Below are 14,839 nucleotides of genomic sequence, written 5' to 3' on the forward strand. Positions count from 1 at the left end.
CTCTCACAGGTCGATCGCCCGCACCACTTCGGACCGCGAACCGTCCCGGCCCGAGAGAGCCTGCCGACCACGAACCGCCCGGACGGAAATCCGGGCGGCTCGAGGTGTGTCAGGAAATCTTGCGGCGGTAGGCGGCCATCGCGAAGAAGTACGCGACGACCAGGATGCCGACGCACCAGGCCAGCGCCGTCCAGACGCCGGTCCCGACCGGTTGCCGGGCGAACAGATTGCGCAGGGTGTTCACGATCGAGGTGACCGGTTGATGCTCGGCGAACGCCCGCACCGGGCCGGGCATGGTGTGCGTGGGCACGAACGCCGAACTCAGGAACGGCAGGAAGATCAGCGGATAGGAGAACGCGCTCGCGCCGTCCGGAGTGCTCGCGGTCAGACCGGGGATGATGGCGATCCAGGTCAGCGCCAGGGTGAACAGGATCATGATGCCCGCCACCGCCAGCCACGCCGAAAAGCTTGCGCCGGAACGGAATCCCATCAGCAGCGCGACCGCCACGACGACCACGAGCGAGATCACGTTGGCCACGACCGAGGTCAGCACGTGCGCCCACAGCACCGACGAGCGGGCGATCGGCATGGATTGCAGACGTTCGAACAGGCCGTTGCTCTTGTCCTGGAAGAGCCGGAACGCGGTGTAGGCGATGCCCGAGGCGACCGTCATCAGCAGGATGCCCGGCAGCAGGTACTTCACGTAGGCGTGCGAGCCGGTGGTCCCGGTGTCGATCGCGCCGCCGAACACGTAGGTGAACAGGAGCATGAAGGCGATCGGCATGAGGATGGTCGTGATGATGGTGTCCATGCTGCGGGTGATGTGCCGCAGCGAGCGGCCCAGCAGTACGAGGGTATCGCCGAGGAAGTGTTTGTTCATCGAAATCCCTTGCCCCTCACGCGATATCGCGGTCGTGGTTGCCGGACGCGCCGGTGATCGCGAAGAAGATGTCCTCCAGCGTCGGCTGCTTCTCGACGTATTCGACCTTCGCCGGTGGATGCAGCGCGCGGAGTTCGGCGAGGGTGCCGTTCACGATGATGCGGCCCTCGTGCAGGATCGCGATCCGGTCGGCCAATTGTTCGGCCTCGTCGAGATATTGGGTGGTGAGCAAGACCGTGGTGCCCTGCGCGGCGAGTTCGGCGACCGCCTGCCAGACCTCGATGCGGGCCTGCGGGTCGAGTCCGGTCGTCGGCTCGTCGAGGAAGATGACCGGCGGATCGCCGATCAGGCTCATCGCGATGTCCAGGCGGCGGCGCATACCGCCGGAATAGGTCGAGACCTTGCGCGCGGCGGCGTCGGTCAGCGAAAAGCGTTGCAGCAGTTCGTCGGCGACCCGGCCCGGGTTGCGCACATGCCGCAGGCGTGCGATCAGGACGAGATTCTCACGGCCGCTGAGGATTTCGTCGACGGCGGCGAATTGTCCGGTGAGACTGATGGATTCGCGCACCTGGTCCGGGTGGGTGGCGACGTCGAAGCCGTGCACCTCGGCCGCACCGGCATCGGCCTGCAGCAGGGTGGCCAGGATTCTGATGATCGTGGTCTTGCCCGCACCGTTGGAGCCCAGCAGCGCGAAGATGCCGCCGCGGGCCACGTCGAAATCTACGCCGCGCAGGACGTGCAGTTGTTTGTAGGATTTCTGCAGCCCCCGCACGCGAATTGCGGGGGCCTGTGCTGTTGTCATCGGAAAGTTCCTTTCATCCTTCGTTTCCGACGTTTTCTCCGGCGGCCTTCGCGATGGCGTTGCCCAGCCGTTCCCGTTCACGCTTGATCCAGGATTCGTCCTGGTAATTGCGCGCGAAGGTTTCGATGAATTCGACCGGATCGTCGCCGACGATCTCGCGCAGCGGTGCGCGATCGGCCGCGCTCTGCTCGAACAGATCGATCAGATCCTCGAACATGGCGACTCCGCCGCCACCGCCCGCGCCGTACATCAGGTAGCGCTGGAACGCCTCGATCGCCGTGCTGTACGGCTCGGGCAGCTGTTTGGCGCGGGCGCGGTACTGCCGCCAGCGCCGCTTCTCGCCGAGGTCACCGACCACCGTGGAGAGCAGCTTTCCCGGCAATTTCGATTCCGACATGATTATTCTTCTCCTTCTGCACGAAGTTGTTCCAGGCGTTTCGAGAGGAAATCCCAGGTTCGCCAGAACTCGTCGAGATATTCGCGGCCCTGCGCGTTGAGGGAGTACACCTTGCGCGGTGGGCCTTTTTCCGAAGGGACTTTCTCCACGTCGACCAGGCCGCGTTTCTCCACTCGCACGAGCAGGGCGTACACCGTGCCTTCGGCGATATCGGAGAAACCCTGTTCCCGGAGCCACGCGGTGATCTCGTAGCCGTACGCGGTGCGCACGGCCAAGATCGCGAGGACGAGCCCTTCCAGCGTTCCCTTCAGCATTTCCGTGATCTGCTTGCCCACGGACCACCTCCTCGTATCCATCGGCGCTACTCAGTTCTACTGAGTACTAGTAGATAGTAACACTGAATAGTGGCGTGGCAAGCCCCCGTCGCAGCAGTTGGGAGAGACTGCTGCAAGAGGTCGAATCGGTTGTCCGACACAGGATGTGCGTCGGTGTCGGAGATGCGCATCGGGTTGGCCGCGAGTGTGAGATGGGCAGCGAAGAGCGCGCGATGACTCGGTCAGCGAGGTGACACGATAGATCCTCGACAGCTCGACCAGGGCGGAAGCAGCGCTGGGCTATCGACGTTCAGCCGTTGGGGCGGCGGAGCACCTCGGTCGAGATGTAGTCGGAGAACTCGACCGAGGGTGCCGGGTACAGAATCTCGGACGGATCAGTCGAGAGCGCCGAGGGTCCAGGGGTCGGTACGGATTGCGCTGACGCGGGTTTCGAGGTCGGGCAGGGCGGCGCGGACGATGCGTTCGGCCTGGGCGCACCAGGGGTATTCGGTGGCCCAGTGGGCGGCGTCGACGAGGGCGGGGCCGCCTGCGCGCAGGTGTTCGTCGGCGGGGTGGTGGCGTAGGTCGGCGGTGACGTAGGCGTCGATACCGAGTCGAGAAACCTTGGCCAGGAAGGAATCTCCCGCGCCGCCGCAGACCGCGACCGAGGCGATGCGGCGTTCGGGATCGCCCGCGGCGCGCACACCCCAGGCGGTCACAGGTAGTGCGGCGCGGACGCGAGCGGTGAACTCCCGCAACGTTTCCGGCTCCGGTAGCTCGCCCACTCGGCCCAACCCCAGACCCGTGGGCAGGGGTGCGCGCTCGGTGACGAAATAGGCGGGTTCCTCGTACGGATGGGCCCGCCGCAGAGCATCGAGCAGGGCCGCGCGAGCCGAGGGCGGGGCGACGACCTCGAGCTTGTCCTCGGCCACCTGCTCCAGTTCGCCGACCAGGCCGAGCGCCGGATTCGCGCCCTCCACCGGCCGGAACTGACCGGAACCCGCCACCTGCCAACAGCATTCGCGATAGTTTCCCACCCCGCCCGCACCTGCGGCGAACAGGGCGGCGAGCACCGCCGCGGAATTCTCACGCGGAACGTTGATCGTCCATTCATCCAGCGCCGCAGTGGGTTTCGGGTCGATCGGACCGCTCACCCGCAGCCCGAGCGCTTCCGCGAGCGCATCGGAAACGCCCGGTGCGGCGGAATCGGCATTCGTGTGCGCGGTGAACAGCGCACACCCGCCGCGAATCAGCCGGTGCAGCAGCGCCCCCTTCGGCGTACTCGCGGCCACGGTGTCCACCCCGCGCAGCAACAGCGGATGGTGCACCACCAAAGCTTGTGCGCCCCAAGCGATCGCCTCGTCCACCACCGCCTCGGTAGCGTCCACGGCGAACAGCACCCGGGCCACGTCCTCCCCCGGATCCCCGCACACCAGCCCCACCGAGTCCCACGATTCGGCCAGCCGGGGCGGATACGCCGCGTCCAGCACGTCGACGAGCTCACTCACCTGCGCCACCCTGAAACCTCCCTCAACGGCGATCATCCCGCCACGCTCTCAGCCATCATGCGCCACCCCGCCCACGACATTTGCCGACACCCCCGGGCGAGACAACTGGATCCCAGCGCAATCTGCCACCCATCGACCCACACCTCCGCTACCGGGCAACGAACCGGCACTCATCCGACACGAAGGGGACACGAATACGAGGGCAGCGCTCATATCCCGACCTGGCGCAGCGCCTTGATCAGGCACTTCACCTCGGCTACCAGGCAACGAACCGGTGCTCATCGGACCCGACCGAACGGGATACGAATACGAGGGCAGCGCTCAGATGCCGACCTGGCGCAGCGCCTTGATCAGGCACTTCACCTCGGCTACCAGGCAACGAACCGGTGCTCATCCGACCCGACCGAACGGGATACGAATGCGGGGGCGGCGCTCAGATGCCGACTTGGCGCAGCGCCTCAATCAGGCGATCCACCTCAGCTACCCGGCAACGAACCGGTGCTCATCGGACCCGACCGACCGGGACACGGGTACGAGGGCAGCGCTCATATCCCGGCCTGGCGCAGCGCCTTGATAAGGCGATTCACCTCGGCCACCGGGCAACGAACCGGCACACATCGGACGCGATCGAACGGGACACGAGTATGAGGGCGGCACTTATATGCCGACCTGACGTAGCGCCTCAATCAGGCGATCCACCTCGGCTTCGGCGCGGACTGCGAGGCGTAAATGGCCCGGTCCCAGGCCCGGGAACGTGTCCCCGCGCCGGACCGCGACGCCCACACCGGCGAGACGTTTGCGAAGCAGCTCGGCGTCGGGCACCCGGATCAGCAGGAAGGGACCGTCGGCGGGTTCGTGGACTTCGATGCCGAGTGCGCGCAGACGCGGGATCATCGCGGCGCGATCGGCGACGATATGTTGTGCGCGAGACTGTGATTCGGCGATCGCGGCCGGATCTGCCGTTGCCGCAATGGCTTCCAGTTGCAGCGCACCCAGCGGCCAGTGCGCGCGACCGTGCCGGAGCCGCGCCAGCAGATCCGGCGGGCCCAGAAAATATCCGCAGCGCAGACCGGCCAGCGCCCAGGTCTTGGTGAGACTCCGCAACACCAGGACATCCGGGAACGACTGCCCCGCAAGCGATTCCGGCTCCCCGGGAACCGCATCGGCAAACGCTTCGTCCACCACAACTACCCGTCCGGGCCGCCGCAGCGCACGAATCGTCTCGGCGGGATGCAGTACCGATGTCGGATTGGTCGGATTACCCAGCACCACCAGATCGGCTTCCTCGGGCACCAACGCGGGATCGAGCACGTAAGGCTCATCCAACACGACGCGAGCGACCGCAACCCCCGCCTCACGCAATGCCAGCTCGGGCTCGGTGAACGAAGGATGAATCACCGCAGCCAGCCGCGAAGCCAACTTCGGCAACATCACAAACCCCTCAGCCGCCCCCGCAAGCAACAACACCTCATCCGCCCCCCGCCCATGCCGCCCCGCAACAACGTCCCGCGCCGCCCGATCCTCCCCCTCCCCCGGATACCGCCCCAACCCACCCAACCGCCCCACAAGCCGCTCCCGCAACCAACCAGGCGGCCCCTCCCCCTGCACATTCACCGCAAAATCCAACATCCCCGGCCGCACATCCACATCCCCGTGATGCCGCAACTTGCCCGCATCCACCTCATCCCCCACAACCCCACGCCCGGACACGGGTCCCTCTTCCCGTTCCACCACGATCTCCTCTGACACACCAGCCACCCTACGTCGCGCCACCCACCGATCCGACGCAGCGGTAAGCCCCGACACCGCCGAATACCAAGGTCACTCGCATACCCCGAGAATCACCCGGCCGACAGCCCAACCCACAACACCTCGTCACCGCCACCGTCATCAGAGGCACCAACGGCAACACCAATACCAGCGCCATCACCGGCGGACGCGGCCAGCGACAGCGGCCAGCGACAGCGGCCAGCGACAGCGGCCAGCGGCAGCGGCAAACGGCAGCGGCAAACGGCAGCGGCCAGCGACAGCGGCCAGCGACAGCGGCCAGCGGCAGCGGCCAGCGGCAAACGGCAGCGGCCAGCGACAGCGGCCAGCGACAGCGGCCAGCGACAGCGGCCAGCGGGAACCGCCGACAGCAACACCAGCAACGCCAACGCCAACAGCAACGCCAGCGAGACCACCAACGGCAACAACAACGCCAGCGCCAGCGCCAGCGCCAGCGGCAGCGCCAGCGACAGCGCCAGCGACAGCGACAGCGACAGCGACAGCGACAGCGACAGCGACAGCGACAGCGACAGCGACAGCGGCAGCGGCAAGGCCAAGGGCAGCGGCAACGGCAACGCCAACGCCAACGACAACGACAACGACAACGACAACGACAACGACAACGACAACGACAACGACAGCGACAGCGACAGCGACAGCGGTGATCATGGCGCAAGTGACGTCGGGATATTCGGCGATCTCACGGGTGTTGCCCACGCCCGACTGCGGGCGGGTCCTCGCATCGACAGAAACGGATCACGCTCCGGTTGTGTTACGGTCGTTCGTAAACGGAGCGTGATCCGATTTGATGTGGTCCTTCGGCTTCAAGGAGACGGGTGCATATGCGGGAACAGGGTGATCGGCGGCTGGTGGGTGAGGGGCGGGCGGTTCGGCTCGAATCGTTCGGTGGGGCCGAGGTTTTGGATGTTCGGGAGGTTGAGGCTCCGCGGGCTGGGGTGGGGCAGGTTCGGGTGCGGGTCAGGGCGGCGGGGCTGAATCCGATGGACTGGATTATGACCGCGGATGCGGATACCGCTGCTCGGTTCGGGTTGAGTCTTCCGGTCGGGTTCGGGACGGATTACGCCGGAGTGGTCGATCAGGTCGGGGGTGGGGTGGCTGGTTTCGCGGTTGGCGATCGGGTGTTCGGGGGTGCGTTGTCTCGTGCGGCGGCCGACTTCGTGGTGATCGATACGGTCGAAGGGAGTGCGGCGAACGAGGCTCACCGCACCCCGGACGGCGTCGATGATCGCACCGCCGCCACCCTCACCATCGCTGGTCGCACGGCATCGGCTGCCCTTGCCGCAGTTGCTCTCGGGCCGGACGACACGGTGCTGATCGGGGGTGCGGCGGGTGGGGTCGGGGTGTTCGCCGTGCAGCTGGCTCGGATCGCGGGGGCGCGTGTGATCGGGACCGGATCGGCGACATCGTCCGATTTCCTGCGTGAACTCGGGGCCGAGCCGGTCACCTACGGCGAGGGTCTGGCCGATCGCGTCCGAGCTCTCGCTCCCGACGGCGTCACCGCCGCCATGGACCTGCACGGGACCGAAACAGTGTACGCCGCAAGGGAACTCGGCATCCGGGACAGCCGCATCTGCACCATCGCCACGCAAGTCGACGGCATCGCGGCAGCCAACGGCGCGAACGCCACGATCGGCGCCCTGGAAGAGATCGCCCGCCTGATCGCGGAGGGTCGACTGCGAGTACCGATCGCGGAGAGGTTCCCGATCGAGCAGATTCGCCGCGCCGCCGAACTCCAAGCCGGTCGGCACGTGCACGGCAAGATCGTCATCGACCTCTGAAGCCGTCACGAAGATGACCGCGATACCGCCTCGAGGTCCTCCCCGCCGTGAACGACGAGGGTTCCTCCTGAACCTTGCGGTAGGAACCTCCGGTCCAGAGCACGCTCGGACCTTGGCGGCCCTCCCGCGTCCGCCTTCACCACCGGACTGAAGCACGGCGCACTGGCGGACATTCGGTAGCCGATCCGGTGAGCCCCGGCGGCACGGAGAAACGCGCGGTATGCCGGTGCCGCGATCCGGATCGATGCTGTCGATCCGGATCGCGGCACCGGGTGGATCACGCGGTCTGCTCAGCCACCATGGTGAGGGCGATATCGACGATCATGTCCTCCTGACCACCGACGAGGCGGCGGCGACCGGCCTCCATGAGCAGGGTGCGGACATCGATTCCGTAGCGCTCGCTGGCGGCTTCGGCGTGACGCAGGAAGCTGGAGTACACACCGGCGTAGCCGAGGGTCAGCGTCTCCCGGTCGACGCGGACGGGACGGTCCTGGAGCGGACGCACGAGATCGTCGGCGGCGTCCTGGAGCGCGAAGACATCACAGCCGTGCTTCCACTCCAACAGATCCGCCACCGCGATGAACGCCTCGATCGGCGTGTTCCCCGCGCCCGCGCCGTGCCCGGCCAGCGACGCGTCCACGCGAACGGCCCCGTTCTCTACTGCCACAACGGAATTGGCGACCGAAAGCGACAAGTTCTCGTGCGCGTGGATACCGATCTCGGTGGTCTCGTCGAGAATGTCACGGTAGGCGCTGACCCGGTCGCGCACACCGTTCATGGTCAGCCGGCCACCCGAATCGGTGACGTAAACGCAGTGTGCCCCATAGCTTTCCATCAACTTCGCCTGCGCGGCGAGGTCGGCGGCGGGCGCCATGTGACTCATCATCAGGAACCCGGAGACGTCCATGCCGATCTCGCGGGCCGTCGCGATGTGCTGCGCGGAGACGTCCGCCTCGGTGCAGTGCGTCGCGATGCGAACCGACCGGACACCGAGATCGTAAGCGCGCCTGAGGTCTTCGACCGTGCCGACACCGGGCAGCAGCAGCGTCGTGAGCCGCGCGCGGGTCAGATTCGCCGCCGCGGCCTCGATCCACGCCCAGTCGCTGTGCGAGCCGGGACCGTAGTTGACCGAACCGCCCGCGAGACCGTCACCGTGCGCGACCTCGATGGCGTCGACCCCGGCGGCGTCCAGCGCGGCCACGATGCGCCCGACGTTCTCGGGCGTGATCCGGTGCCGGATCGCGTGCATGCCGTCACGCAGCGTGACGTCCTGAACGAACAGTGTGGTCATCAGGCGTTCTCCTGCTTCTGGGCGTTCTGGGCGATCCGCTCGGCGACCTGCAACGCGGCCGAGGTCATGATGTCGAGATTTCCGGCGTAGGCGGGCAGATAGTGCGCCGCGCCCTCGACCTCGAGGAAGACCGACACCCGATGCGTCGGCACCGCGGTGGCGCCGTCGGCCAGCAGCGTGTGCACCGGCTGATCGGCGGGAATCGGATCGATCTGCACCTGCTGCTTGAGCCGGTATCCGGGCACGTACGCGGCCACATCGCCGACCATCTTGGTCACCGAGGCGCGGATCTGCTCGTGCGCATCCTCATCGGCGGCGTCGACCAAGCAGAACACCGTGTCGCGCATGATCAGCGGCGGTTCGGCCGGGTTCAGGATGATCACCGCCTTACCGCGCGCGGCCCCGCCGACGGCCTGGATCGCGTGCGAGGTGGTCTCGGTGAATTCGTCGATATTGGCGCGCGTCCCCGGCCCGGCGGACTTCGACGCGATCGAGGCCACGATCTCGGCGTACGCCACCGGCACGACCCGCGCGACCGCCGCGACGATCGGAATCGTCGCCTGCCCGCCGCAGGTCACCATGTTCACGTTCTGCGCGTCGAGGTGCTCGGCGAAGTTGACCGCCGGGACGACGAACGGCCCGATCGCGGCGGGCGTCAGGTCGATCAGCCGCTTGCCCAACGGGGCCAGCCGCGCGTGGTTGGCCTGGTGCGCCTTGGCCGAGGTGGCGTCGAAAACGATCTCGATATCGTCGAAGCCCGGCATCGCGACCAGCCCTTCGACGCCTTCGTGCGTGGTCGGCACGTCCATCCGGGCCGCGCGCGCGAGGCCGTCGGAGTCGGGATCGATACCCACCATCGCCGCCATCTCGAGATAGCGGGAATGGCGCATGACCTTGATCATCAGATCGGTGCCGATATTGCCGGAACCGATGATCGCGACCTTGGTGCGGGCGGTGTCCTCACTCATCGGACGACCTCCTCCTGTGTGGCGGAACTGTTGCTGAACGAGGCGGACAGGGTGCCCAGCCCCCCGATGACGACCTCGACGACCGACCCCGGCCCCACCGGCCGCATCGGACCGAGCGCACCGGACAGGATCACCTGCCCGGCCCGCAGCGGGTCACCGAATTCGCGGGCCCGCAGCGCCAGCCAGGACAGCGCGTTGAGCGGATCGCCGAGGCAGGCCGCCCCGTTGCCGGTCGAGACCTCCACACCGTCGATCAGCATGCTCATGGTGACCTCGACGGGTTCGAACTCGGCGAGCGTGCGGCGTTCGGCGCCGAGCACGTAGACCCCGCTGGACGCGTTGTCGGCCACGGTGTCCGCGAAAGATATGTCCCAGTTGGTGATTCGGCTGTCCACGACCTCCAGCGCCGCGACCGCGTAATCCACCGCGGCACGGCACTGCGCCACGTCCAGCGGTCCCTCGGCGAGGTCCTCGCGCAGCACGAACGCCACCTCGGCCTCGGCGCGCGGCTGCAACAACCGGCACATCTCGACGACGTCGCCGTCCGCATACGCCATATCGGCGAACAGCACACCGAAGTCGGGCTGGTTCACCCCCAACTGGGTCTGCACGGCCTCGGAGGTGGCGCCGATCTTGCGGCCCACCACCACCTTTCCGGCGACGCGCAGGCGGTTGAAGTGTTCCTGGATCCGATAGGCAGTGGCGACGTCGTCGGGGCCGATCAGATCTCGAATCGGCGCGCAGGGGCTGCCGGTCGCGGCGGCCGTGGCCAGGCGCTGCGCGGCGGCGATGACGGTCGACTCGTCCACTGCCTCGGCGTGGCTGTCCGGGGTGGCGGGCATGCCCACCTCCTTTCCTTGTCTCGGGTGTCGGTCGTGTCGAGTATTCGTCTCGACGCCAGTGCACCGCAGCGGACCGGTGCACGAACAGTAAAATGGTCCACTGAGTGGACCGAGAGGAACAGCCGTGGACGAAGGCGCATTGCAGGACCGGTCGGTACTGGGCCGGATCATGCGGATCCTGGACGCGTTCGACGTCGGAGATCAGGCCGTGGGCCTGTCGGAATTGACCCGGCGGACCGGGCTGGCGAAGGCGACCGTGCACCGGATCGCGCAGGATCTGGTGGCCGCCCGACTGCTCGCGGCGTCGCCGGACGGTTATCGGCTCGGCCGGGGTCTGTTCGAACTGGGAATGCGCGCCGCCGCCGAACGCACCGTGCTCGAGGTCGCCGTCCCGTTCCTGCAGGATCTGTTCGCCCGCACCCGGGAGACGGTGCATCTGGGCGTGCTCGACGGCGACGAGGTCGTGTACATCAGCAAGATCGGCGGGCATCGGCAGGCCCGCTCGCCGTCCCGCATCGGCGGGCGAATGCCGTTGTACTGCACGGCAATCGGGAAAGTGCTGCTGGCCAATTCGGATCCGGCCGATATCGCCCGGGTGCTCGCCGGGCCGTTGCCGCGCCGCACACCGCGCACGATCGTCGGGCCCGGTCTGTTGCGCGCTCATCTCGAGCAGGTCGCCGAACAGGGCGTGGCGTACGAGTACGAGGAGTCCACGCTCGGGATCGTGTGCGTGGCGGCACCCGTGCTCAGCGCCGATGATCAACCCTTGGCGGCGATCTCGGTCACCGGGCCCGCGACCCGGTTCCGGCCCGACGCGCACGCCGCCTCGGTCCGGGCCGCGGCCTCGGGAGTGGCGTCGATTCTGGCTCGGCGGTCGAGCACACCGCTGTAGCCGCGTGGCTCACCCGCCGACCGCATCGGCCAGGCGCGGCAGCGTGTCAGGCACCGACACGCTCGCTATTGCCGGCGCCGACCCACTCAGCGGTGTCATCCGTCAAAGCGATCCTGGTGAAAACATCGGAATCGACGCAATCACTCTCGACGGCCGCACCGGTGAGCCACGCTCCCCGCGATCGAGACTGCGGTACGCACTCAGCCGCCCAGCAGGTGGAGCCCATCGGTACATATATGTACTATCGTGTACATGGCTATTGTGATCGTCAGCGAAGCACGCGCCACCCTCCCCGACCTCCTCGACCGAGTCGAGCGAGGCGAAGAGATCACGATCACCCGGCACGGGCAGGCTGTCGCGACGCTGGTTCGGCCGGATGTGCTCGTTACTCGCCGCGCCGACACCGCCTTCGCGCAAGCGGATCACCTCAGAGATGTGCTCGAGCAGGGTCGCAAGGCAGCGCTGACCGATCTCCCCGGTATGGATCCGGCCCGGGCCGAGGCTCTGGTCGAGGACGTCCGGTCATCGCGGGATGCGCGATGACCGATGCGTTCGATGCGGACGTGCTGATTTACGCAGCCGTGGCCGGACATCCCCTGGGGCGACGGGTGCGGGCATTGTTCGAAAGTGCGCCGGGTGATCGGTTTGCCGGCGCCGGATCCACATTGCTGTTGCCGGAGTTGCTGACCAAGCCGTTGCGAGACGGTGCACACTCCGAAATACTGGAACTCGGTGCGCTTCTAGGCCGACTGGACCTTCGCCCGGTCGATGAGGCGACCGCTCGTCTGGCCGCCTCGCTGGGTGCGTCGTATCGGTTGAAGGCGGCTGATGCCGTTCACCTCGCGACAGCGGTTTCCATCGGTGCGACACGCTTCATTACGAACAATCGGAAAGACTTCGCGGCTGACATCAGCGAGGTTGACATCACCTACCCGGACGACCTACCGAGCCCGCATTGAGTGTCTCGATCAGGTCATCGAAGACCAGCGCACTCGAGCCTGCCTATCGGGCAATCGCTCGATGTCGGAATACCCCATCCGTAAGCACCCTCGTCACACCCCGGCGAGGTGAGGCGGCATTCCGGGCAGCGATAGACTCGGCGCAGGCTCGAGATGGCCGTGGATCGCCACAGACCGGAACACGAACGCGGCACAGAACGTAGGAGATTCGCAGGATGGACCCCGTGACCACGCAAACATCCTGGTCACAAGAGTCTTCCGGCCCGCGGCAGCTGCACGTGACATTCATCTGCACCGGCAATATCTGCCGCTCCCCGATGGCCGAGAAGATCTTCGCCGCGAACGTCGAACGCGCCGGACTCACCGAGTGGGTGCGGGTGAGCAGCGCGGGGACCACCCCGTGGCATGCCGGATCCGATGCCGACCCGCGTACCACCGCGGTCCTGGCGCGGCACGGTTATCCGATCGGACATGTGGCCGCGATGATCGGGCCGGACCATCTGAGCGCCGATATGGTCATCGCGCTGGACAGTCATCACGATCGGGAACTGACCCGGCTCGGGGTGCCCGCGGCCCGGCGGCGGCTGCTGCGCAGTTTCGACCCGCACGCCCCCGCGCCCGACGTCTCCGATCCCTACTACGGCGACGACCACGATTTCGAGATGGTCCGCGAGAAGGTCGAGGCCGCCATGCCCGGACTGCTGGACTGGGTGCGCGACCGGCTCGAGGACCCCACCGACGCCGCACGCGGGCACGGCGATCCGCGATGAACCTGTTGCGCCGCTTGTCATTTCTGCTCCGGCCGAGCTGGGCGATCCTGGCCGTGGTGGTCGCCGCGTTCGCCTACCTGTGCTTCACGGTGCTCGCGCCCTGGCAGCTGGGCAAGAACATCTCGACCTCGCACCGCAACAATCTGATCGCCGATTCGGTCAACGCCGCACCCGTCCCGGTCGGCCGGTTCCTCGCCGATCCGAAGGCCCGGGACACCGAATGGCGGCAGGTCACGGCCACCGGCACCTACGTGCCCGGCTCGACCGTGCTCGAACGTTTGCAGCGCCTGAACGACAAGCCCGCCTACGGCGTGCTGGCCGAATTCCGCCTCGACGACGGCCGCACCCTACTGGTCGACCGCGGCCTGGTCGGCGCGGCCGACGGCTCCCACCTGCCCACCATCGCCGACCCACCCCCCGGACAGCAGCGCCTGGAGGGCCGAGTCCGCAAATCCGAGGGCGTCATCCCCGGCAAAGAACCGATGACCCAGGACGGCTACCGCCAGGTCTACTCCATCGACACCACCCAGATCGGCACCGTCCTCGGCACCCCCCTGACCACCATCCCCACCGGCGGCGCAGGCGGCTACCTACAACTGAGCGACAACCAGCCCGGCGTCTTCACCCCCCAGCCCCTCCCGCAACTCGACGCGGGACCATACCTGTCCTACGGATTGCAGTGGATCGCCTTCGGCGTGATGGCCCCCCTGGGCCTCGGCTATTTCGTATACGCCGAAATTCGCGAACGTCGCCGTGAACGTTCCACTCCCCCAGCCGATTCCACCCCCACTCCCACCGAACCGGCAACCACGACAACGACCTCCACCACATCGCAAGCCGAATCCGCCACCGCCACAGCACTTTCCGCCCCATCACCAACCGCCACCATCGAGGACACCTCGAAGCCGACCGAATCCGCCCTTCCCGCAACAGAACCGCGCTCCCGCACCAACGCCGAACGCCTCGCCGACCGCTATGGCGGGGCACGTCGCTGAGGTTCGAACCACGGATGGGGCACCGTTTCCGGCGATGAGCCCGAGCGCATCGAAGGCGCAGGATCCGTGCACGGCCAGGAAGATCAGACAGCATTGATCGTTGGCGCGGTCGGTGGCCGGTTGGTATCGATTCGGTGCGGTCGAACATTGCGTTCCCATGCGATCGCAGTAGCCGACGCTACGGCGAGCTTCTGGACCTACTCATCCCGAGGGACCGTGGCGACCACCGGCTCGTGATCTGGGCACGTTGATGTCGAAACTGCACGCATTACCGACTCACCACTCGAGCTGCCGACGCTGGCCGGCTTTCTGCGCAGACCCGTTGCGGAACCGAAGGCCGCGGAGGAACTGAAATTGCGCATCGAAATCCTGTGCAATCCGGGTGATGCCAGGCTGCGGAACGCGGTGACCGCATCGAATTCTACTCAGTATCAACCAATTCCAGAAACTGGATACAACCGTACTGGAATATCCACTCCAAACACGGTGTGTCACACAACATTTCGCCTTGGCATGTCCACAATCCGCCGCTATCGTGACGGATATGACTGCCGCCCAGGACAACCCACACGACTCACTGTTCCGGGCAATCATGTCCAACCCCACCGCCGCGGCCGCGCACCTGCAAACAATCCTCCCACCATGGCTCGTCGCA

At 66.9% G+C, this 14,839-nt stretch carries 16 protein-coding genes; 6 read left to right on the top strand and 10 right to left on the bottom strand.

Annotated elements, in window-relative coordinates; translation table 11 throughout:
* Positions 1 to 109 precede the first annotated feature (109 nt).
* The 7 genes from NRB20_RS36505 to NRB20_RS36535 all read right to left on the bottom strand — a co-directional run bounded on the left by NRB20_RS36505 (position 110) and on the right by NRB20_RS36535 (position 6,303).
* On the bottom strand, positions 110 to 880 hold the full coding sequence (locus NRB20_RS36505; RefSeq protein WP_153416001.1) for an ABC transporter permease: 771 nt from the start codon (positions 878 to 880) through the stop codon (positions 110 to 112).
* A 16-nt stretch (positions 881 to 896) separates the two neighbouring features.
* Complete coding sequence (locus tag NRB20_RS36510; RefSeq protein ID WP_153416002.1) at positions 897 to 1,682, bottom strand: ABC transporter ATP-binding protein; 786 nt, start codon at positions 1,680 to 1,682, stop codon at positions 897 to 899.
* A gap of 13 nt (positions 1,683 to 1,695) precedes the next feature.
* Positions 1,696 to 2,079, bottom strand: a complete 384-nt coding sequence (locus NRB20_RS36515; RefSeq protein WP_153416003.1) for a DUF1048 domain-containing protein — start codon at positions 2,077 to 2,079, stop codon at positions 1,696 to 1,698.
* Positions 2,080 to 2,081: 2 nt separating this feature from the next.
* Positions 2,082 to 2,414, bottom strand: coding sequence for a PadR family transcriptional regulator (locus tag NRB20_RS36520; RefSeq protein ID WP_319945861.1), 333 nt, complete (start codon positions 2,412 to 2,414; stop codon positions 2,082 to 2,084).
* Positions 2,415 to 2,788: 374 nt separating this feature from the next.
* Positions 2,789 to 3,937, bottom strand: coding sequence for a Nif3-like dinuclear metal center hexameric protein (locus NRB20_RS36525; protein ID WP_153416005.1), 1,149 nt, complete (start codon positions 3,935 to 3,937; stop codon positions 2,789 to 2,791).
* A gap of 621 nt (positions 3,938 to 4,558) precedes the next feature.
* Positions 4,559 to 5,593, bottom strand: coding sequence for an Rv2231c family pyridoxal phosphate-dependent protein CobC (gene cobC, locus NRB20_RS36530; protein WP_319945863.1), 1,035 nt, complete (start codon positions 5,591 to 5,593; stop codon positions 4,559 to 4,561).
* A gap of 149 nt (positions 5,594 to 5,742) precedes the next feature.
* Positions 5,743 to 6,303 (bottom strand): hypothetical protein, encoded by a 561-nt coding sequence (locus NRB20_RS36535; RefSeq protein WP_153416006.1) that lies wholly within the window; start codon positions 6,301 to 6,303, stop codon positions 5,743 to 5,745.
* 207 nt (positions 6,304 to 6,510) lie between these two features.
* Between NRB20_RS36535 and NRB20_RS36540 the strand changes: the two genes are divergently transcribed.
* A complete protein-coding gene (locus tag NRB20_RS36540; protein WP_153416007.1) occupies positions 6,511 to 7,467 on the top strand; it encodes an alcohol dehydrogenase catalytic domain-containing protein in 957 nt (318 codons plus the stop codon).
* 277 nt (positions 7,468 to 7,744) lie between these two features.
* Here NRB20_RS36540 and dmpG read toward each other — a convergent pair whose 3' ends face one another.
* Genes dmpG through NRB20_RS36555 form a run of 3 tightly spaced genes read right to left on the bottom strand, consistent with a single transcriptional unit; the run spans position 7,745 to position 10,568 of the window.
* Positions 7,745 to 8,758, bottom strand: coding sequence for a 4-hydroxy-2-oxovalerate aldolase (gene dmpG, locus NRB20_RS36545; RefSeq protein ID WP_153416008.1), 1,014 nt, complete (start codon positions 8,756 to 8,758; stop codon positions 7,745 to 7,747).
* Positions 8,758 to 9,726, bottom strand: a complete 969-nt coding sequence (locus NRB20_RS36550) for an acetaldehyde dehydrogenase (acetylating) (RefSeq protein ID WP_153416009.1) — start codon at positions 9,724 to 9,726, stop codon at positions 8,758 to 8,760. Before NRB20_RS36550 ends, dmpG begins: the two co-directional genes overlap by 1 nt.
* Positions 9,723 to 10,568 (bottom strand): 2-keto-4-pentenoate hydratase, encoded by an 846-nt coding sequence (locus NRB20_RS36555; RefSeq protein ID WP_153416010.1) that lies wholly within the window; start codon positions 10,566 to 10,568, stop codon positions 9,723 to 9,725. Before NRB20_RS36555 ends, NRB20_RS36550 begins: the two co-directional genes overlap by 4 nt.
* A 124-nt stretch (positions 10,569 to 10,692) precedes the next feature.
* On the opposite strand from NRB20_RS36555, the gene NRB20_RS36560 reads away from it, so the two are divergent.
* The 5 genes from NRB20_RS36560 to NRB20_RS36580 all read left to right on the top strand — a co-directional run bounded on the left by NRB20_RS36560 (position 10,693) and on the right by NRB20_RS36580 (position 14,184).
* On the top strand, positions 10,693 to 11,460 hold the full coding sequence (locus NRB20_RS36560) for an IclR family transcriptional regulator (protein WP_406603921.1): 768 nt from the start codon (positions 10,693 to 10,695) through the stop codon (positions 11,458 to 11,460).
* A 252-nt stretch (positions 11,461 to 11,712) separates the two neighbouring features.
* On the top strand, positions 11,713 to 12,003 hold the full coding sequence (locus tag NRB20_RS36565) for a type II toxin-antitoxin system Phd/YefM family antitoxin (RefSeq protein WP_153416011.1): 291 nt from the start codon (positions 11,713 to 11,715) through the stop codon (positions 12,001 to 12,003).
* Positions 12,000 to 12,419 (top strand): type II toxin-antitoxin system VapC family toxin, encoded by a 420-nt coding sequence (locus tag NRB20_RS36570; RefSeq protein WP_153416012.1) that lies wholly within the window; start codon positions 12,000 to 12,002, stop codon positions 12,417 to 12,419. Before NRB20_RS36565 ends, NRB20_RS36570 begins: the two co-directional genes overlap by 4 nt.
* Positions 12,420 to 12,643: 224 nt before the next feature.
* Positions 12,644 to 13,189 carry a low molecular weight protein-tyrosine-phosphatase gene (locus tag NRB20_RS36575; protein WP_319945862.1) on the top strand — a complete coding sequence of 182 codons (546 nt, stop codon included), beginning with the start codon at positions 12,644 to 12,646 and terminating at the stop codon, positions 13,187 to 13,189.
* A gap of 5 nt (positions 13,190 to 13,194) precedes the next feature.
* Positions 13,195 to 14,184 (top strand): SURF1 family cytochrome oxidase biogenesis protein, encoded by a 990-nt coding sequence (locus NRB20_RS36580; RefSeq protein WP_153416019.1) that lies wholly within the window; start codon positions 13,195 to 13,197, stop codon positions 14,182 to 14,184.
* Positions 14,185 to 14,839 lie beyond the last annotated feature (655 nt).

The sequence above is a fragment of the Nocardia macrotermitis genome, from assembly GCF_009604405.1.
Taxonomy (GTDB): Bacteria; Actinomycetota; Actinomycetes; order Mycobacteriales; family Mycobacteriaceae; genus Nocardia; species Nocardia macrotermitis.